The organism is bacterium, from assembly GCA_030647005.1.
Lineage (GTDB): Bacteria > Patescibacteriota > Patescibacteriia > JACPHY01 > JACPHY01 > JAUSKG01.
Map to the genome: position 1 here is coordinate 1 of JAUSKG010000001.1, position 19,864 is coordinate 19,864.

The following is a 19,864-nucleotide window of genomic DNA, read 5'->3' on the forward strand; positions in this document are numbered from 1 at the left end:
GGACTCGGTCGAAATGACGACGTTGGAGTTTGTAGGGATTCCAAAGATTACGATGCGCGCCGCAGGTACCGCTGGATGAGTGCCAGGAGCGCACCGAGCACAAAACCGAGGAAAACGTTCCCGAGTACGTTCGGCCGCACGGGAAACCGCGAGACAATCGGGGAATCAATGACGCGCACGGTGATGTCGCGACTGCCGGTGTAGTCCTTCGCATCGCGGACGAGCACGGTGCCGATGCCCTCCGCGATTGCCACGGCCTGGGCCTGGCGCTCGTGGTAGACGTGGAGCTCCATGATGCTCGTCTCTGCCGCAACGGACGACTCGACGGCGCGATCCCACGAGCGGCGACGCTTGCGCTCAACCGTCGGGAACGCGGTCGCATCAATGTCCCCGTTGACCTGGAGGACGCGATCGAGGAACGACGACGACGCAATGACTTGACCGAGGTTGCGCCCGATCTTCTCCGATGACTTCACCGCGGTGAACGCGTCGAGCGTGGGCGACGTGGCCTGAATGATGAGAAAGCGCATCGTCGCGCGGTACGAGAACGGCTGCACGAGCGACAGCACGAGCGCGACGGCCGCACCAGCGAGCGCGACGAGCATGACGTACCGGTGATGCCGACGGACGAAGAGTGTCATCGAGTGGGACATAAGTGGGATGAGACCGTAAACTGGTGCGGGAGCACCAAAGATAATCAAGCGGATGCTCACGGATACCCCACGGTCTCCCCCGTCACTTTCGTGAGCGTCACCGTGTGCGTTGCCGCTTCACCTTCTGCGAGGACAGACAGCGTGATCACCGCGCCAAGCGGGTACTCCTGGAGGATCTCCTCCAGGAACCGACGCTCCGTGAGCGGGTCATCCCCCACCGCGATAATGCGATCACCCTCCTCGAGCACCTCGCGGAGTGGGCTCGATGCGGTGAATGCACGACCGCGCGGCGGTGCCTCGATGATCGCGCCCTGCCCCGCGTCCGTATCGTCCACGATGAACGCGGAACGATCGCGGTACATGACGCCCAACGCATTCCGTGTGACCGCACCGTCGCGGAAGAGCGATGCGAGCGCCGTCACCATCGCATCCACGGGTAGCGCGACGTCATCCGCGAGGACCAACGCGACGACCGCGCCGTCCTCATCCACGAGCGGTGTCCCGCGGATGAGCGGTGTCGAACCATCAAATGTGAGGCGCGATCCCCAGCGATCAGACGATTGGAGCGCGGCGGGCTGCTCACGCACCGAGCGTGCACGCAGACGGACGAGCACGAGCCCCGCGTCCTCCGTCGGTGCAAAGAGCGGCATCCCCGGGTAGCGACCATCGCGATCGCGAATCGGGACGACCGTTGCCGAGAGCGTTGGGACGCGAAGGAAGGCGAGATCGGACATGGGGTCGTAGGCGACCTCCGTCACCGCGTGGAGCGTGCGGTCCCGCGCAACGATGCCCGGCGCACTCCCGCGCGCCGTGGGGAGCGCGGTGCGGAGCGTTGCCACCCACCCGTCGCTCGTGAGCACGACGCCGCGTCCGTGCCGATCCGCAAGCGCGACCGCATCGTGGATGTCCACGATGTCCACCACCGCAGCGGCGAGCGGCGCGAGTGCGGGGAACTGGTCGCTCCCACCCTCCCGCGCTGCGACGCGCCCGATGATCACCTGCGCACCGGACGTCTGGGGAACGGGGAAGAGGAACGCCATGCCGACGAGCCCACCGACAATGCCGGCGATGAGCGCGAGCGCACCGGTGAACAGCATCCACCCCGCACGTCCCGCGCGCGGCACTGGCGCAACGAGCGGTCGCGCCATGATCTGTCGCAGGGCTTTCAGAGGATCTGATGTCCGCTCGTGCTGCTTGCGCTGTGCCATAGGATAGGAATCGTGGGAGACACTCCCTACTGTACCACACCAAAAGCAAAAATCGCGACGAGCAGCCCGGAGAACGCGAGGCGTGCGGTACGTCGCGGCATGAGCATCACCGCGATTGCACTCGCGAGAATCGCGCCGTTAATCGTCCAGTGCGCGGGAAGCGAACGGAGGAGGACGAGCGTCTCCGCGAGCACGAGGACTGCCGCGCACGTGAACGGTGCTGGCAGCATCGCCAAGGATTGCTGCGGCGTACTCACGACGAGGAGGATGCCAAAGGCGATGAGCGCGAGGCAGGCGACGGTTCGCCAGGTCGTCGGAAAGAAAAACTGTGTCGCCGACGCGGTGAGCGCGATACCGAGTGCCGCAGCGAGTGCCTGGGGGAGCACGAGTCGTGCGCGTCCGGCAACCCTCGGCACCCACGCGAGGACGATGAGTGAGAAAGAGAGGCCCATGGCCACCCACGGCAGCATACGCCCGCCGAGGAAGATCGGGTAGCCAAATGCGCTCGCCGCGAGTAGCGCGTGACGGCAGAGGGATCGCCAGTGCGGGTTGCGGGAACGCCGCGTCCCGAGTACCGCAGTACACACGGCGATGACGAGTGCGATCGGGAGCGCACGCGGTACGAACATGGTGAGGAGCCACGCGAGCAGGAGTCCACTCGTGGAAAACCATGGCCAACGGGTGTGCTCCGTATCCATATCACAAGCGATCGGGATCCACGTTGACCTCCACCGCGATCTCCTGATCACGGAGCACGATGCTCTCGAGCGCAACGGGGAGTTCCTTCCCCGCAAGCGCACGCGCAATGATCCACTCGATCAACCGCGACGGAATTGGCATCGCGCCGATCGTGGCCTCATGAAAGGCAATGGCAACCTCGCGCCCCGCGAGTACCGGCGTCCCGCGTAGGAGGACCGTCGTCGCGTCACCACCAAGGAGCTCCATGCGAGAAAAAATCTCGACATCATCTCCGACGGTCACCTGGATGCTCTCCGCGAGACCCGAGGGGAGATCGCGATTGCCTGCAAGTGCCTCACGGAGGAGCGCAGTGAGCTCCGCTTCCGTGAACGCAAGGGTGACATGCCCATCCTGCGCGGTGTGGAGCGCGCGTGCGAGGCGCTCGTCCACAACGAGCGACTCCGGAATAACGACGCGACGCGGTGCTCGCTCGTGACCGACGCGATTCCCGAGCACGGGCAGCGAGATGACGCCGGAACGCGCAACGACATACGCGAGCGATCCCGCAACGAGGAGCACAAGGAGAAAAACCACACCGCAACACCCTCCGCATCGCAGAAACGCCTTGCGTCGTCGCGCCTTCCGCGCTCCCCGCTGCACGTCATCCACGACATCCGCGCGAACCTGCTCGCGCAGCTGCGCCATACGGCCTCTGAGGTGATCAATGCGAGATGAGTGCAGAAACGATGGACAACGCCTCTATGACGAGGTTTGTCGCTTCTCCCGCCCGTACTCCTCAAAGAAAGTAATGAGCCCTGCGGCAATGGGGATGGCGAGGAGTGCGCCCGCAACGCCGCCGATTCGCGCACCCACGAGGATTGCAATGAGCGACACCACGGGATGCACGCCGACTGCTCGGTGCATGATCTTTGGGACGAGGAGGTGATTCTCCATCTGCTGGAGCACGACGAAAAAGATGAGTACGACGAGCGCTTTCGCCGGTGACTGGAGGAGCGTGAGCACCACCGCGACGATGAGCGCGACAATCGGCCCGACGTACGGGACGATCTCGGCAAACGCTGCGAGGAGCGCGATGAGGAGCGCGTACTCCACGCGGAGGATGGCGAGGCCAACGAAAACGAAGAAGCTCATGATCACCGCAAGCGCGAGCAGCCCACGGAGCCACGACCCCATCTTGCGCTCGATGCGCGGCACAACACCAACGAGGAACGGCTGCCAACGCGCGGAGGTCAGACCGATGAGCGTGCGACGCACCGTCGTCGCGTGCGTGGCGAGGTAGAATGTGAGCACGAGAACGAGCACGAAGGAGAGCGCGCCGCCGAACACCCCCGCAATCGCACCAAAGATGCCTGCCGTCACCTTCCCCTCGAGACCGGAGGCAAACTCCTGGAGCTTATCCGCGAGCCCGTGCTCAAGCGAGAATGCGCGGAGCGACTCCATCGCACCGAGCACGCGCGTCCACGCATCCGGGAAGGACGTGGCGAGCCCCTTCGCCTCGTAGATGATCGGCTGCGCGAGGAGTGTGAAGAGGAACCCGACGAACCCAAAAAAGGTGAGGTAGACGACACCGATGCCGAGCGCGCGCGGCAGGCGATGCCGCTCGCAGAAGTCCGCGACCGGACTGATGAGCACCGCGAGGAAGACGGAGACGAGCACGAGTGCGGCGATATCGCGCAACCAGAAGAGCGCGGCGGCGATGATCCCCACGACGACGATCTTCACGAGCGTCGCCACACTGACCGTGAATTCTGTTTTTCCTCCTGGTGTCATAGTGCGATACTATCCACATGATATCATAGATCAACAACGGGAGGACACCACACCATGAACGTACTCGCCACGAACAGCAAGGCCCGATTTGACTACGATATCCTCGAGACCATCGAGGCGGGTATCGAGCTCCTCGGCCACGAGGTGAAGGCGGCAAAAACCGGACGCGCGAAGCTCGTCGGGAGTTTCGTGCACCTCCGGTCCGGCGAGGCGTGGCTCACGAACGCGTTCATCGGCCGATACGCCAAGGCCTCACGAACCGACGAGTACGATCCCAACCGCTCGCGCCGACTCCTCCTGAAGAAGCGCGATATGCGCCGCATCACTGGCAAGCAGCAGGCAGACCGCCTCACGCTCATCCCCCTGCGCATGATCGAGAAGCGCGGGCTCGTGAAGGTGGACATCGCCCTCGCCCGCGGTAAACGGAAGTACGAGAAACGCGAGACCATCAAAAAACGGGAGGATGACCGACGGATGCGACGCGCGACGATGCGGAGCACTTGACGTCCCGCGGCTTCCCTGCCACACTGGTGGTGAGCCCGCCGCCCTTGCGGCGCGGCGTCCTCTGAGCTTCCACGCCATTCAGGCGTCTCGTGGGGGTGCCGGGATTCGATGGGTGTTCGTTCCACATCCAGCAGGCCGAGGGGGCGCAGAACCTCGTAAATCTCACTGCGCACGAAAGCCAAGTGTCAATGCTTTCCATCGAGCAAAGGAAGCGGTCGCGAATGCGTTCCGCATGCCAATGCTTGCTTCGGCGATCGCGTAAGCGTATTGCCCATCCGAATTGCCAATGCTCGATAGGCAAACCTCGGGTGTTATACCTTCGAGCTGGTCGTGCCATGCGCCCCAATGGTGCGACGAGATGACGCGGGCTCATCGCGTGCGCATTTCGTCCTGTTCGAGCGGACGCGAGACATCATCAACAGGACTGTGCCTGGAGAAGGACGCGGTCAACGTGCATTCCACACAGGGGTTCAACTCCCCTCACCTCCACTGTTTCGCTCGCAATGCGCAAGAGCAATTGCGCGCGCAGCGCGTCTATGCGCATTCATCGCCACCGACGGTTCAAACGACAGGAGCAGATCGAGCGCCAGATGTTTCGGGCGAACGATCGGATTCGCGTCCCTGAAGTTCGCGTCATTGACGAGGAAGGCCTGAACCTCGGTGTCCTCACGACGGAGCAAGCGTGCGCCACCGCGAAGGAGCGCGGCTTTGATCTCGTCGAGGTCAACCCGAGCGCCCAGCCGCCGGTCTGCCGGTTCCTCGACTTCAAGCAGTTCAAGTACGAACAGGAGAAGCAGCGGAAAGCGCAGAAGGCGCACGCGAAAACCGTGGAGGTCAAGGGCATCCGCCTCTCGCTCCGCATCGGTGAGCACGACCGGCAGGCACGCCTCCGAAAAGCGAAACAATTTTTCGATCAGGGCAACCGGGTATCCGTTGACCTCATCCTCCGCGGGCGCGAACGGAGTTTCCGCGGCCAAGCGGACGAGGTTATCCAGAAGTTCGTCGAGGACCTCAAGGCCGATTACGAGATCACGGTTGATCAGCCCCTCTCCGTCCAAGGTGGCCGCAATTCACTCGTGGTGGGCGGTAAAAAACGGGATATCCCCGTGCAGGAAGGGCAGGAGCCCAAAGACGCGCTAGACAAGAACGCAGCGAACGAGTAAGGTGGTGAATGGAGGTGACAGAACCTATGGCGAAGCTCAAAACCCACAAAGCGACCGCGAAGCGCGTCATCGTCAAGAAGCACAAGCTCCTGAAGCGGAAGTCCGGCCAGGACCACTTCAACGCGCGTGAGTCCAGTAAGACGCGCCTGAACAAGCGGCGCGACATGGAGTTCGATCCCACGCTCGCGAAAACCGCCCGCAGGCAGATGCCGTACGCGTGATCCTGTTTTCTTTATCGTATGCCACGAGTCAAACGAGGAACCATCCACACCGCACGACGCCGCTCGCTCCTAAAGAAGACCAAGGGCTTCATGTGGGGCCGGAAATCCAGCGTGCGCCAGGCAACAACCGCGACGCTCAAGGCGGGCCAGCACGCGTACGCCGACCGCAAGAAGAAGAAGCGCGTCATGCGCGGCCTGTGGAATATTCGCATCAACGCCGCCGCGCGAACGAGCGGAACGACGTACAGCAAGCTCATCGCAGACCTCAAGCGCCGCAACATCGCACTCGACCGCAAGGTGCTCGCGGAGCTCGCCGCAGAGCACCCGGAGACGTTTGCGAAGATCGTGCAGGGCTAGGCGCACCGCAATGCAACACCGCGTGTCGTACGACACGCGGTGTTGCATGTATGCGAAGGACTCCGCAGCACCCGTCATGTTTATCCTTGTGAGAAACGTATCTGTCACACCACCCATTACCCTGTCATTGCGAGGAGCGCGTCCGCGCGTGACGTGGCAATCCCGGTCATCAACAGGATGGATGCGCGTGCTACTCACGTCGGATGAGTACACTCATGACCGGGATTGCGGAGCATGTCCCGAGTCCTTTGAGGGATCCGCGTTCGCGGACTCCTCGCAATGACACGGGGGGGTCCATCACGCCCGGAACTTCCTCTCGAACAACATGAGATTCAATCTACTCAGCGGCTTGAACTCCCGTCCGTTCTCGCTCCAGGTGAGGAACTTTCCATTGTTGCTCAACCGAATGGAAAGATCATTGGCAATCTTTCGCTGTGTTCCTGGCCCCAAAAGGTCCTTCAACACTACGATCTTCTTCTCGAGTCCCGTTGCTGCAAAAAATGCATTCGCGTTTTCTTGTGTTTGAACGGAGGTGAGCGAATCCATTTGCCTGAATGTCGTTTCCGCCGCTACGCCAGTGGGCTGCGCGGGCTCTTCGACGCGAGCCGGGGATGCTTCCACTGCCGGTGCTTGCGGAGCAGTCGGTGCAGCGGGAGCTTCCGGAGGAGGAGTACGGAGATCCTCAAGCACGATGGTATCTTCTGCTGCAAGTGGTGGGGGCATCGGTGCTTCCACGCGTGCTGGCGGCGGCTCAGAAATACTATCTGCAGGTGCTTCGGGGGCTGGAGATGGAGCGATAGGCAGCTCGGCGGGTGGCGGTGCGGATGGAGCAACCGACGACGCCTCAGCAACTGCGACCTCTTGCGAACCAAGGAATGGACGATATTGCTCGAGATGCTCGCGCAAAGCCACTGCCTTGTCCTCAAGGTTCACAAGCTGTTCGGGTGGTAACATTTTTATCACGTCATCAAAGGTGTCGAGGTTATTTTTTGTCTCATCGAACGCACTCCGGAAGGCATCCATATCTCCTATGGCTTCGGTGCGTCCGGACGTCGCATTATGAAACGCATCCATGGCACGTAGGTGTTCCTCGGCAGATGCAATCATGCTCCGCGCAAATGGCTTCCGCCTTTCCAAGAGTTCAGCAGCAGGAGTACGCGCATCTCGTTCCGCGACATGGTGCACTTCCTCCATGAGGTCTGCCTTCTCACCACCAACGTAGGAAACGCTCTGATCGGGGTGGACGATGATCCGTACGTCGCCGCCCTCCGGTATACGCAGGCCGTGCGTCGTCGTCACGCGGTCGGGCTCCAGGAACCCCTCGCGGATGGCGATTTCCTGCGCGGTGCGCATGGCCCACCGATCCACGACGCGCTGGTTCTCCAGGTTCCCCGTGAATCCAAACCGCGACGGATCGCTGCGGAGTTGGTCGTAGACCGGGTGCGTAAATCCCTGCCCTTCCGTGAACGTCGCCGCGTCGTAGAGCTCCTGCGTCGTGCCGAGTTGCTCCCAGGGTTGCGGTGGCGATGGAGCAATTTCTGGTGCTGGCACCGACTCCTCCGGTGCAGACGGTGCCGCCACGGGTTCCATCGTTGCCGGCGCGAGCACTTCCGACGGTGGCTCTGTTGCTCCACTCGGCGATTCCGCGCTCTCCGCACCGCCCGCGTACCCGACCGCATGGCCCGGGCCGGACTTAGGGAGCGATGGTTCCGATGCCACAGGCGCGCCCTCATCACCGAACACCGTACCAATACCTCGCTCCACTCCACCGGCACCACGCCCCACTGCTCCGCTCATCACACCGCGCGTCACCTCCGGTACGAACGCTCCCATAGCCGCTCCCGCGATGCGCCCAAAAATACCTGCGCGCTTCCCGCGCATTTTCTGCAACGCCTCCGCCGCCTTGATGCCGCCGTACGCGCCGAGCACATTCCGAATCACCGGCACCTCGTACGCGAGTGCTCCGGCCATTCCGAACACGCCAGCCGTGAGCATCTTCTCGTCTGCCGTATCGCCACCGCTCCAGATCTTCTTGAGGATGCCGCACGCGGTCTCACGCAACGGCTGGAAGCCCTCACGCGTTGCCGCCTGTTGCTCCTGTTCCTGCGTTTCTCCATCTACCGCACGAAGGCCACGCGCGGCACCCGCGAGCTGCTCCTGCTGCTCCGGTGTGAGCGTGGGGTCCGCATCGCGCGCCGCGAGCTCCGTCGCATTGGCGACATTGAGCGCGTCGAGTCGCTTCGCGACGAGTGCTGCCGCGAGCGCGCGTTCAAATTTTTCTTTCTGCTCAGCACCATCCGGAGATACGAGTGCTTCCCGCGTCGCCGTGAGTTGCTCCTGTACCGCGGCCTCCTGCCGTGCGCCCTTCCGCGCGATGCCGAGCATACGCGTGAGCGCAATCACACCGCCGCCGAGCGCGGCGGTCATGCCGCCAGTGACCGCAGCGGACGCGAGGAACATTCCCGCACCGGCATACGCCGCAAGCTTCACGAGCGTCTTGCCCGCAAACTTTGCCTTGTCGGCTTTCGTGGTGAGCACCGGCGCGTCCGCGCTATAGACCTCACGCCGAATGGCCTGCTCCAGCAAGCGTTGCTGATCGTGTAGTGCCTCCGCGACCGTTTCCTGCGAAAGGCCGAGTCGCTCCGCAAGCTGCGCAATCGTTGCATCCACACGCTCGCGCATCTCGCCCTCCACACCGGCAACCGCCGCAGCGAGGATGGAGAGTTCGGCACGACCCTCCGGAAGTTGTAAGAGCGATTCCGCCATGCCAAACGCAATCGCTTCCGGACCCGCCGCCTCAACTACTGCCGCATCCACCACATCAAATGCAGCTTCGGCATCTCCCTCGTGCTCTGGGGTTCTCAAGGGTTCTCCGGATGACTCGACCGTATGCTCCTCGGTGTGCTGCCTCGACTGTCGTCGCAACCACCCCTCGAACGTATTCTGCAGACGAACGGCTGACGAAAGCAAATCTGGAAATTTATCCTGAATATTTTGTATATGCTCTTCCACGCGTGTGCGCGCATCTTGTATGGATAGTGTCCCCGCGACCACTTCCCTCCTGACGTTCATGGCCTCTTGATCCAGTTCTTCGTACGCGGAAAATTGCTCCATTGATGGCGCAATGGACTCCGCGGACGGCTCGCGTGTTGACGATTCCGATCTGGAAGGTGGAGCGTCTACCTGGGTATCCTCAGCAGCACTCTCTTCGTATCCAGAAACGCCCATGGGCTCCGCAGATGACTCAACGTGTATCGGCGACTCCGGTCCGGCGAGTGGAGCGTCTTCTTGCTGTGTGTCGGATGCCTCATCCCAAAGATCGGCTGCGGAGCTCACATCCGCACTCTCTGGAACAACCCGCAACCGCAACCGCTCAAGGACATTGAGAAAGTCATGCGCATTCTCACCAATCTCACGGAGTCGAGCATCCTCAGCTTCCGTGAGGGCACCCTCGTGCTCCCGGATGAGTGCGTCAATGCGCTCTCGGGTCGTGTCGAGGTCGAGCACCTTCTTCCGCGCATGATACACGAGGAGGTCCACTTGTGCGCGCACGCTCTCAACCGCAGCGGTGTCGAAGGGTGACTCCCGCCGTTCCGTCTCTTCAGAGCGCTGGTCTTCCGCTGTCGCCATAGTCATCGCGATGAGAGTTCCCGTCGCACGGCCTCGATCTCCTCGAGTCGTATGCGATCGAGGGCAACCTTGAGAAGTTCCTGCTGCTCGCGCGAGAGCGCGTCGAGGCGCGCGAGGGTTTCATCGGCAAATGCGCGAAGCTCCTGGAGCTGCTGCTGGACATCGGTCATACCGAGGATGGCTGCGCGGCAGCGAGGAAGGACTCCGCGAACGCATCGAGCTCGCGCTCGAGCTTCTGGGGAAAATCGGGAATGCGCGCCTGGAAGAACTCCTGCACTGCCTCGGAGGACGGTGCGGGTTCCTGTTCGAGGAGCGCGCGCATCGCACCGAGGCCATCGGCATCGAGCTCACGCACCGCGAGCACACCGGTGCGACGCTGCACCTGATCACGCACCTGAATGACGAGTTGTTCGTGCGCGCCAATAGGGAGCGCGGTGAAGCCCGCAGACGCAATGAGCGTCTCTACAAAATGTTCCATGGGATCCATGGTCGGTGTTTCTGATGGCATAACGCATGTGAAGACCTCCGCAGAAACGTTCCAATCTATTGAACCGTGTGAGATTTCTCCGCTCCGCTCGCAGACGAGCTCCGGTCGAAATGACGAACGAGCGTGCCCTCTGTGGACATCTCCTGAACGTTCAGTATACCAAAAGGAAAGGCACCCGAGCTACTGGCTCGGGTGCCTTCGAGAATCGCGACGTGCTACAACAGGTAGGGCATCGGGTCCATGAACTGCTTGCGTGCTCCATGGGTTTCGCCCACGAACACCTCAAAGTGGATGTGCGGGCCACTGGAGTTGCCCGTTGTACCCACTGTGGCGATCTCCTGACCGCGGACAACCGTCTGTCCCTCGGCGACGAGCACGCGGGATGCATGCGCGTACCGCGTCTTGATGCCGTCTCCGTGCTCGATCGTCACCTGTCTGCCGTACCCACCGGGATCCTCCTGTGTGGATACCACGATGCCGTCTGCGGAGGCGTAGATCGGCGTGCCCCAGGGCGCTGCGATGTCAATCCCGTCGTGGTGATCGCCGTCACGCATGCCGAACGACGAGGTGACGCGATACCCGGAGACGGACGGCCAACCGAGTTGCCCGTCGGGGACATCACCGTACGGACGATCGTCGGGTGCTGTGAAGGAGAACCGATGCCCACGCAGCTTGGCACCCCACTCGATGAACAGCGCACCAAGGTTGAGGAACGAATCACCTACACCTCCGCACGGTCGCCGCGGGCCGCCGATGGGGAGGTGGAGTGCTGCGATGTCCGGTGGTGCCTCACCGAAGCGATCAAGTGCCCGGAGTGCCATCTCCCAGGCGAGCACGCGCGGGACGTAGTTCCGACTCTCCGCGCCGGAGAGGGCACCAGCTCCGCGGAGTGCCCAGTAGTGCTTTGGCGTACCTTCCGGCAAGCGCGCGAGTCGCTCGTCTATGCTCCCGGAGTTGTACCGCGCGAGTGCGGTCTCGTCATCGCCGTCGTACTGCGCAATGAGCATGGCGTAGTACGACACTCCGGTGCAGATGTTCTGCTCGGGTTCCTTCCGGAGGGTAGTATGCACCATCCCACAGCTCCGACCGTGATCCATTGCGGTATCGTGCATGAGCTGCATGAGTCCGGTTGCACCTGCGGGGCTCACGGCATCGCGCACGCCGCGCGATTCCAGCGCGATGATGGCGGCGACACGGAACGGCGAAATGCGCGCCGTGTTCGCGAACCGCTCGATGAGCGGACGGAACTCCGCGATGCGCGATGCGATGGGTGCGACGTCCGCCGCGATCTGCGCGTACTGCTCGACGATCGCGCCTCTGCGCTGGTCGCGGTAGGATGCGTCCAGCGTCGCGGACGGCGGCGGGAAGACATCGGTGGACCGATCGCGTGCATCGGCACCGTCATCACTCCACGGGGCGAGCATGAGGAGCAGGACGACGGCAGCGGCGAGCGCGACGGCAGCGAGGATGCCTCCTGCAATCTTCCATCGCTTGCTCGCAGCCCTCCACCAGCTCCGCTGACGCTCCGCACCCGGTGCGACGTTGTAGAACACGATGCGCGGATAACGAGGACGTGGCGGTGGGCGCGGCGTAACGCCGCCTCCGTACCGCGCTGCGAGTCGCTTGCCGCTCTTCCTGCGCTGACGCTGCTGCATCGCATGGACAGGGACACGCGCGAGCGCGAGTGTCCTGCCGTACGCTGCGCCCCCAAACGCGAGTGCGGCATGTGAAACGGAATCACTGATCGCGTGCGCGACATCGGATACCCCATCCCCCACCGCACGGGCGCGGCGACTGGCTGCGTCCTCGATGGCGTGGGTGGCGTTGGCGGCGGTATCATGCACCGCATGACGGGCGCGGGATGCCCCGCTCCCAATCGCATGTGCAACACTGGACGCTGCACCGCTGACCGCACGAGCGAAACGACTGGCTGCGTCCTCGATGGCGTGGGTGGCGCGGGAGGTTATTCCTCCCACCGCACGCGCCATACGATTCGTGCTGTCACCGAGTGCACGCTTGCTCCGCGAAGCGGAGCTGCGCAATGCGCTGGCGTTGTGCACGGTTGCATCCCGCACCGCACGAGTGCCGCGAGTAGCGGCGTCTCCGAGCGTCCGCGCGCTCTCCGAAGCTGTATCGCGCAGCGCACGAGCGATGTTGGAAGTCGCACCCCCAACCGCACGAGCCCTACGCACCGTTGCACCTCCGAACGTACGGAGGGCCTGACCAATGCGACCCATGTTCTCACTCCTTGCCGGGTGTTGTTGTCTGGAATCTCCATCAAGGCGATGGAGGAATATGTGAAGGTACTGCCCGTGACTGTAGCGCGTTTCCTACAATTTGTCAAGGGTCATCCCTTATTTTGTTGAAATAGAAAAAACTCAATAATAATCACATATATTGCTCTATTGAAACAAAAAATGAACCTCTAGACACAAAAAATGAACCTTTTGCCATATAAACTTGACAATATATCGTTTCCGTGCTACAGTTTTTGCGCTAGAGTGACCTGCAGTGATTCTTTGTAGAGTATTTCATTGCGGCCCCCGAGCGTCTCGCTACCTGATCGCATGCGCTCCTCCTCACATTCGAGCCGGAAAGTGAGATGCTCCGGGGCTGGAATGGCCAGCACATTACCAACTGAAGAGGAGAAGAAACACCATGGGTGACGGCAAAAACGGTGAAGATGATGATCCCTTCGGAAGCCCAGCGGCGGCGGCTGCTGCTGCGGAGGATGAGGAAGATGAGGACGAGGACAACGATGATGAGGCGACGAATCCGAACATCGCGGCTCCCGCCGACGATCCGTTCGATGCCTACATTTCGAACCTGGATGGAAACACCTCGCCGGACCCGGAACCGGAGTCCGATCCCCCGTCCAGCACCAGGCAACCGGCGCGAGACACCGTCGTCCCCGCACCGCGTCCGTCGCATGTCCGAATGGTCCCGTTGACCACGGACAGCGGCCGGAGAGGTGCGCGGATGGTTCCGCTGCAAATCCAACCCAAACCCAAGTTGTAGGAGGTCAGCATGCAAATCGAATCGTACGGAGCGATCACTCGCACCGCAGAGGTCAACCAACACGTCGAGCTCGTCGTTCGAGTACTCGAAGGAGCGAACGCCATTCCGAACGTGGAGGTTCGCTTCGAGTGCCAGGCCGGGGCCGGACTCTTCAAGCTCGGACAGGGTACGACGCAGGAAGGCGTCATGGTGACGGACGGGCAGGGCTACGCCCGATGCCAGGTCGTCCCGCAAGAGCCCGCGCGTGGGCGATCGCTCCAGCTCTGTGCGACCGTCTACGGAGCCGAGTTGGACGATCCAGGCGTACCGACGGGCAGGACGCTCACGCAGCAGGTGCACTTCCTGGTAAACGTCCCCGCGGGCGAGCCCGAGGGCTGTGTGGCTCAGGCCGGTGATATCGTCGTCCTGCAGCAGCAACCGCATCACTGCTGCGGCGGTGCGCACAACCATAACCAACCGCCGCGCGTGCGATTCGTGCGCGTATAGCGTCACCATCAACCCACAACCAACGGAGGAGTCATGGCACTGAACATCGGAGTAGCATCCCCCGGTCCGGTAGACGGAGTCGTGGGAGAGCTGTCCGGCCCGGTCATGTTCCGGGTGACGGACGAGCACGGCAACGCGGTCGCCAGCGCGCCGGTCCACGTCTCCGTGGACCCCACGCTCGGCACACTCCAGAACGGAAGGGCAAGCATCTCGCTCACCACCGGTGCCGCAGGCACCGAGGAGTACGGATGCGTCATCGCCCAGGTCCGCGCCAAGCGGTCCGGGCCCATCGAGGTTCACGGAGATGCAGGAGGTCGCGTCGCGGTGCAGCACGTCGCCGCGCAGATGCCGGCACCGGTCCCGCACGACAACACCATCGAGATCCCGTACTTCACTCCACCACCCACCGCGCGTCGCACCAGCATCGGCCCTATCGGCTGGCCGGGTGCGTCCATCGCAATGTGCGTCCTCGCCGCGCTCCTGCTCGGCATCCTCGGGCTCGCATGGCTCTCCAAACCGACCTCCGCGTCCTCAGGCAACAACGATGCCGACACGGTCGCTCGCATGCTCGCCGAACAAGCGCGACGCGACGCGGAGCAGGCCAAGGAGGGCCTCAACCAGCACCGCCGCGACCAGAGCGAACGCGATGGCGGTCAGGACGACGCCATCGGCATGACCGGGCAAGTCGCCCGCGTGTACACCGACGAACGCCTCCGCTCCCTCTTCCAGAGGGTCACGGATCGTCACCGACAGATGCAGAACGGCGGTGGTGGCGACATCTGCACACAGCTCCCGCATCTCCGGCTCCCGGGCTGTTCCTATCCCTAGGGGCACCCCAACAAAGCCGCCAAGGCGGCCCTCCTCCAGAGGGCCGCCTTTCCTATTGCACGAATGACGCCAATTCCAATCCTTTCCCGTGAGGCACTAGACAAACTCTATACAACGTATACGATAGTGACGTAGTGCGATCCATCATCATGTGGGCCGGTAGTTCAACTGGTTAGAGCACCGCCCTGTCACGGCGGAAGTTGCGGGTTCGAGTCCCGTCCGGCCCGTTTTGAAAAATGCAAAACAATGACCACCCGTATGGGTGGTCATTGTGATTCAGTACCGAAATTCAACCCTACACCCGACATAAACACCAGAGCCCTTCCCATGCTTGACAAATGACCAAAAATACGCTATTCTCTACATGAAGAGTGGTTCATTCACAACCGAAAACAAGGCGACACACAAAGGAGAAACCGATGCAAAATCGGATCATGTGCGTGGGACTTTGCACCCTGATAGTTGTTCTATCCGCATGCGCAACAGAGCATCCCGACGACGATACATCCTGTCCGGGATGCAGCGGCGACACGGCAACGGACGATGACGCTGACGGCAATGGTCACTGTCTCGATGTTGAGCTCTGCGATGACAAGGACAATGACTGCAATGGGGAGACCAACGAGGGCTTTGACCTCGGCCTGCCATGCGTCGCGGGAATCGGTTCCTGTGAACGGACTGGCGAGATCGCCTGCATGAATCTCGAATCTTCTGCGTGCAATGCGGAGTCCGGGAATCCAACCAGCGAACTCTGCGACGAACTCGATAACGATTGTGATGGTGACACGGACGAGGACTTCGTAGAACTCGGAGCAGCGTGCACCGTTGGCAATGGTGCGTGCGCGCACGATGGCGAATGGGGGTGCGACACACGAACTGGTGGCATCTCGTGCGATGCATTTGCCGGATCTCCCACCGCAGAACGCTGCAACAGCATCGATGATGACTGTGACGGCATCACGGATGCCGATACGCATTATCATGGAACGCGATGCGTGAATGGACAGCGCGGAATCTGCGAACGGGCCGGAACCATGATGTGCAATCTCGACATTGGTGCGCTCGTTTGCGACGCACCCAATGGATCGTCAAGCTCAACCGATGAGACGTGCAATGGACTCGACGACAACTGCAACGGCTACACCGACGAAGGAATCGGCGTTGAAGTCATCGGAACGACTGACGGGGAGTGCGAGCCGCACATTCTCACCTGCACGGATGGCGACACCATCGTCTTCCATGAGGGGCGTGATCCGCAGCCAGAACAATGTGACGAACTGGATAACGATTGCGACGGAGAGACCGATGAGGACTTCGCGGATCTCCTTGGATCCGAGTGCTCAGTTGGCGATGGCATCTGCCTCCGCTCTGGCGTGCTCACCTGCGCGCTCGCTCGCGGTCTCCACTGCGATCTCGAGCCCGGAGTCCCGACCGAGGAGATCTGTAATGGCCGAGACGACGACTGTGACGGGGACACTGACGAAGATTTCACAGTCGTGCTCGGCACGTCCTGTACGAGAGGCACCGGTGCCTGCGAACATGCAGGCGTCCGCGTCTGCGCTGCGGACGGTACCACACGCTGCGATGCTTCGATTGGAGAACCGGGCGTTGAGGCATGTAACGGGGTGGACGATGATTGCGATGGAATCACTGACATTGATACCGCCGGATGGGGTGCATCATGCTCCAATGAGCAACTTGGGGTCTGCGCACGGACAGGCATCAAACAATGCAACCTCGACACATCATCGCTCGCCTGTAGCGCTGTCGACGGCTCCGCGAGCAGAACCGAAGAAACATGCAATGGACTTGACGACAACTGCAACGGCGTCACTGACGACGGACTCTCACCGAGAGTCTCCGGAACGTCGGATGGTGAGTGTCAAGTTACGATCATCTCCTGCGTTCATGGAAGAAACGAAATCCTCCAAGAGGGACGTGACCCCGAACCTGACATCTGTGATGATCTGGACAACGACTGCGACGGGGAGACGGACGAAGATTTCATGGACGTGCTCGGCACTGATTGCTCCAATGGCACCGGTGCTTGCGAGGGATTTGGGGAGTACGTCTGCAGTCATGATGGGGGGGTACGGTGCGATGCATCAACCAACCCGCCCGCAGTCGAACGCTGCGACCACATCGACAATGACTGCAACGGGGAGACGGATGAATCATTCGATGGCCTGGACGATCCGTGCTCGGTAGGAATCGGAGCGTGTGAACGCTTTGGCGTGGTCGTATGTACAGAGGATGGCGTGGCGACAACATGCGCAGCCACCGATGGAAGTCCCGAAATGGAATTCTGTGATGGCGTCGACAACGATTGCAACGGCATCATTGACACAGACACCGCCGACTACGGAGAATCATGTTCCAATGGTCTCTATGGCGCATGTGAACTGCACGGGACGCTCGTGTGCAACGCCGCATCAGAAACTCTCGTGTGCGATGCTCCGGATGGTGCAGATCGCGCAACGGAGGAACAGTGCAATGGGCTCGATGACAACTGCGACGGGAGCACCGACGAGAGCTTCTGGAACATCGGCAATGCGTGTCCAGTCGGCATCGGAGTATGTACGCGAGAAGGTGTGGTGGTGTGCACCAACGGCGGTGACGGTACTCAATGCGTCGGCACACCCGACTCCCCAATCGATGAGTCGTGCAATAGCATGGATGATGACTGTGACGGTACGACCGATACCGATACAGTTGGATGGGGCGATTCATGCTCCAATAGTCAGTTCGGTATCTGTGCACGAACGGGCACGATGCAGTGCGATCTCGAAACGTCATCACTCACCTGCAACGCACCCGACGGATCCGTGAGCAGCACCGAGGAAATATGCAACGGCCTCGATGACGATTGCGACGGGGTGACCGATGGCTCACGCGACATAGACGGAAATACGATTTTACTAAATCGCGCCTGCTACGAAGGTCCCGTGGAAACGCGAAATGTTGGCGTGTGTCGAGATGGCATGGTGCAGTGTATCTCGTACACTGGCCCCATCGTTGGCATTTCGCCAAACACGCATCCCGAAACGATCATCACGTGCAGCACAATGGAAGACCTCTGCTATGCCGGAAGTTGGAGTAGTTGCAGTGGAGAGATTACGCCGGGCACAGAGATCTGCGACACACAAGACAATGATTGCGACAACACGGTCAATAACGGTGCGTTCTGTACGGATATCCCTGCTCCAGTGTGTTTAGACAACACGACGCTACGCAGCTTCAGTGGACCAGGCACATGTCATGCTGATGGCTCGTGTTCTTATGGTGTAACCGACGAACCATGTCCTGTGCCCAATCACTATACATCCTCCTGCAATGCGGGTGTGTGTGACATCGCCTGCGGAGCAGGAAGTTGGGAACCGACACCTTTGGCGGGAGCCCCGGCACCACGGTACACGCATACTGCCGTTTGGACGGGCACGGAGATGCTGATCTGGGGTGGGTATCTGAACAGTGGCGACCGATTTCATGCGTCAGATGATTATTGGTCGCCAATGACAGTACTCGGGGCGCCAAGTGCACGATACAAACATACTGCCGTTTGGACGGGTACGGAGATGATTGTGTGGGGCGGTGGTGGCGTAGGTGGTGGAGACATGCGTCGTGGCGGACGCTACACCACTCAAACCGATAGCTGGCAACCAATGTCAACCGCTGATGCTCCTTCCGCTCGTTACTGGCACACTGCTGTATGGACTGGCTCAGAGATGATTGTGTGGGGCGGATATGGTGATGGATTTCTGAACAATGGCGCCCGGTACAATCCGGCCACAGACTCATGGCTACCAATAACTTCGACCAACGCACCATTGCGACGTGCATATCATACTGCCACATGGACTGGCTCAGAGATGATTGTGTGGGGCGGTGGTGGCGATGAACCAGGAGATGGACGACTCAGCACAGGAAGCCGTTACAATCCCGAACAGGACTCATGGAATTCCACGAGTATCAATAACGCTCCTTCCGCTCGTTACTGGCACACTGCTGTATGGACTGGCTCAGAGATGATTGTGTGGAGCAACGGTTCCGGCGGTCGGTATAATCCGAGCACCGATTCATGGACTACCGTATCGACGGATAACGCGCCCGTCGAGATGGGCGATCACCACACCGCCGTTTGGACAGGATCCACGATGATCGTGTGGGGTATGTCAGTTGGGACATCGAATGGTGGCGGGCAGTATGATCCGATCTTGGACGCATGGTGTCCATCTGCCACCATAGACGCACCTGATGGTCGATATTTCCACACTGCGGTATGGACTGGCTCGGAGATGATTGTGTGGGGTGGCGATGGTTGTGGGGGTGGCGGCGACTGCAAGACTGATACTGGCGGTCAGTATACCCCTCCATGAAACAAACAAGCACCGCGCAGCAATGCGCGGTGCTTTCTCATTCCCACTATAACCACGTCGCTACTCCGCCGTGATGCGAGCACGTTCCTCTGCGGCTCTGACTAAAACTATACGTCCCATCCCTGCAGTGGGCAGAGGCACCCACAGGAACAGACGGTGCCGCATACGGTCGCGGGACATTATTACCGTATACATTTTTGTACGTCCCGTTTGGAGCAGCTGCAACGGGAGGGACTGCAACGTTCTTAGCTACTTCCTCCTTCACAGTGACCCGACCTGGTGTGACCGCTGTCCCTGATGACGGTGCAACACTATGAACAGGTCCGATCGTCCGCTCCAGTGGAACGTTCTGCGAAATTGGTTGACTATTTTGCGTCCCAATCTGTGGACTGTCCCCCGTTCGTTAGACAGCGATTCTCATTTCGCCCATCATGACCGTATATGGGCAAGCACCACGATGCAGG

20 protein-coding genes, 1 tRNA gene, 1 other RNA gene and 1 pseudogene are annotated in these 19,864 nt (G+C 61.1%); 9 read left to right on the top strand and 14 right to left on the bottom strand.

Features of this window, described 5'->3' with window-relative positions:
- Window positions 1-47: 47 nt before the first annotated feature.
- The 5 genes from Q7S96_00005 to Q7S96_00025 are packed head-to-tail and all read right to left on the bottom strand — an operon-like array spanning window position 48 to window position 4,330.
- Window positions 48-653, bottom strand: coding sequence for a hypothetical protein (locus Q7S96_00005; GenBank protein MDO8462650.1), 606 nt, complete (start codon window positions 651-653; stop codon window positions 48-50).
- A 56-nt stretch (window positions 654-709) separates the two neighbouring features.
- Entirely contained in the window at window positions 710-1,861 is a 1,152-nt protein-coding gene (locus Q7S96_00010) for a S1C family serine protease (protein MDO8462651.1), read from the bottom strand.
- Between the two features lie 26 nt (window positions 1,862-1,887).
- Window positions 1,888-2,559 carry a hypothetical protein gene (locus Q7S96_00015; GenBank protein ID MDO8462652.1) on the bottom strand — a complete coding sequence of 224 codons (672 nt, stop codon included), beginning with the start codon at window positions 2,557-2,559 and terminating at the stop codon, window positions 1,888-1,890.
- Window position 2,560: 1 nt separating this feature from the next.
- A complete protein-coding gene (locus Q7S96_00020; GenBank protein MDO8462653.1) occupies window positions 2,561-3,244 on the bottom strand; it encodes a hypothetical protein in 684 nt (227 codons plus the stop codon).
- Window positions 3,245-3,298: 54 nt separating this feature from the next.
- A complete protein-coding gene (locus Q7S96_00025) occupies window positions 3,299-4,330 on the bottom strand; it encodes an AI-2E family transporter (protein MDO8462654.1) in 1,032 nt (343 codons plus the stop codon).
- A gap of 54 nt (window positions 4,331-4,384) precedes the next feature.
- Here Q7S96_00025 and smpB point away from each other — a divergent pair, with 54 nt between their 5' ends.
- The 5 genes from smpB (at window position 4,385) to rplT (ending at window position 6,575) form a co-directional block, all read left to right on the top strand.
- Window positions 4,385-4,834, top strand: coding sequence for an SsrA-binding protein SmpB (gene smpB / locus Q7S96_00030; GenBank protein MDO8462655.1), 450 nt, complete (start codon window positions 4,385-4,387; stop codon window positions 4,832-4,834).
- Window positions 4,835-4,925: 91 nt separating this feature from the next.
- Window positions 4,926-5,326: a transfer-messenger RNA gene (gene ssrA, locus Q7S96_00035) on the top strand.
- Between the two features lie 44 nt (window positions 5,327-5,370).
- Window positions 5,371-5,997: a translation initiation factor IF-3 gene (gene infC, locus Q7S96_00040; protein ID MDO8462656.1), complete on the top strand. Its 627-nt coding sequence runs from the start codon at window positions 5,371-5,373 to the stop codon at window positions 5,995-5,997.
- 26 nt (window positions 5,998-6,023) lie between these two features.
- A complete protein-coding gene (locus Q7S96_00045; GenBank protein ID MDO8462657.1) occupies window positions 6,024-6,218 on the top strand; it encodes a 50S ribosomal protein L35 in 195 nt (64 codons plus the stop codon).
- 18 nt (window positions 6,219-6,236) lie between these two features.
- Window positions 6,237-6,575: a 50S ribosomal protein L20 gene (gene rplT / locus Q7S96_00050; protein MDO8462658.1), complete on the top strand. Its 339-nt coding sequence runs from the start codon at window positions 6,237-6,239 to the stop codon at window positions 6,573-6,575.
- Window positions 6,576-6,872: 297 nt separating this feature from the next.
- On the opposite strand, the gene Q7S96_00055 is transcribed toward rplT, so the two are convergent.
- The 4 genes from Q7S96_00055 to Q7S96_00070 form a co-directional block, all read right to left on the bottom strand.
- The gene (locus tag Q7S96_00055) at window positions 6,873-10,205 is read right to left on the bottom strand and encodes a hypothetical protein (protein MDO8462659.1); all 3,333 of its coding nucleotides are present in this window, start codon (window positions 10,203-10,205) and stop codon (window positions 6,873-6,875) included.
- A 2-nt stretch (window positions 10,206-10,207) separates the two neighbouring features.
- Window positions 10,208-10,375 carry a hypothetical protein gene (locus tag Q7S96_00060; protein MDO8462660.1) on the bottom strand — a complete coding sequence of 56 codons (168 nt, stop codon included), beginning with the start codon at window positions 10,373-10,375 and terminating at the stop codon, window positions 10,208-10,210.
- Complete coding sequence (locus tag Q7S96_00065; GenBank protein MDO8462661.1) at window positions 10,372-10,713, bottom strand: hypothetical protein; 342 nt, start codon at window positions 10,711-10,713, stop codon at window positions 10,372-10,374. The genes Q7S96_00060 and Q7S96_00065 overlap by 4 nt, the downstream gene beginning before the upstream one ends.
- Before the next feature lie 194 nt (window positions 10,714-10,907).
- A complete protein-coding gene (locus Q7S96_00070) occupies window positions 10,908-12,680 on the bottom strand; it encodes a peptidoglycan DD-metalloendopeptidase family protein (protein ID MDO8462662.1) in 1,773 nt (590 codons plus the stop codon).
- A gap of 670 nt (window positions 12,681-13,350) precedes the next feature.
- On the opposite strand from Q7S96_00070, the gene Q7S96_00075 reads away from it, so the two are divergent.
- The 4 genes from Q7S96_00075 (at window position 13,351) to Q7S96_00090 (ending at window position 15,251) form a co-directional block, all read left to right on the top strand.
- Window positions 13,351-13,710 (top strand): hypothetical protein, encoded by a 360-nt coding sequence (locus tag Q7S96_00075; GenBank protein MDO8462663.1) that lies wholly within the window; start codon window positions 13,351-13,353, stop codon window positions 13,708-13,710.
- A 9-nt stretch (window positions 13,711-13,719) separates the two neighbouring features.
- Window positions 13,720-14,196: a hypothetical protein gene (locus Q7S96_00080; protein ID MDO8462664.1), complete on the top strand. Its 477-nt coding sequence runs from the start codon at window positions 13,720-13,722 to the stop codon at window positions 14,194-14,196.
- A gap of 33 nt (window positions 14,197-14,229) precedes the next feature.
- Window positions 14,230-15,024, top strand: coding sequence for an Ig-like domain-containing protein (locus Q7S96_00085; GenBank protein MDO8462665.1), 795 nt, complete (start codon window positions 14,230-14,232; stop codon window positions 15,022-15,024).
- Window positions 15,025-15,177: 153 nt separating this feature from the next.
- Window positions 15,178-15,251: transfer RNA gene (locus tag Q7S96_00090), tRNA-Asp, on the top strand.
- Window positions 15,252-15,491: 240 nt separating this feature from the next.
- Here the strand turns inward: Q7S96_00090 and Q7S96_00095 are convergent.
- From Q7S96_00095 to Q7S96_00115, 5 genes and pseudogenes are all read right to left on the bottom strand, one after another.
- Window positions 15,492-16,007, bottom strand: a complete 516-nt coding sequence (locus Q7S96_00095; protein MDO8462666.1) for a hypothetical protein — start codon at window positions 16,005-16,007, stop codon at window positions 15,492-15,494.
- Window positions 16,008-16,118: 111 nt separating this feature from the next.
- On the bottom strand, window positions 16,119-16,265 hold the full coding sequence (locus Q7S96_00100) for a hypothetical protein (GenBank protein MDO8462667.1): 147 nt from the start codon (window positions 16,263-16,265) through the stop codon (window positions 16,119-16,121).
- A 99-nt stretch (window positions 16,266-16,364) separates the two neighbouring features.
- Entirely contained in the window at window positions 16,365-16,565 is a 201-nt protein-coding gene (locus Q7S96_00105) for a hypothetical protein (protein ID MDO8462668.1), read from the bottom strand.
- 891 nt (window positions 16,566-17,456) lie between these two features.
- Window positions 17,457-17,651 (bottom strand): hypothetical protein, encoded by a 195-nt coding sequence (locus tag Q7S96_00110; GenBank protein ID MDO8462669.1) that lies wholly within the window; start codon window positions 17,649-17,651, stop codon window positions 17,457-17,459.
- A gap of 1,795 nt (window positions 17,652-19,446) precedes the next feature.
- Window positions 19,447-19,602: pseudogene (locus Q7S96_00115) on the bottom strand (DUF3761 domain-containing protein).
- Between the last annotated feature and the right edge of the window lie 262 nt (window positions 19,603-19,864).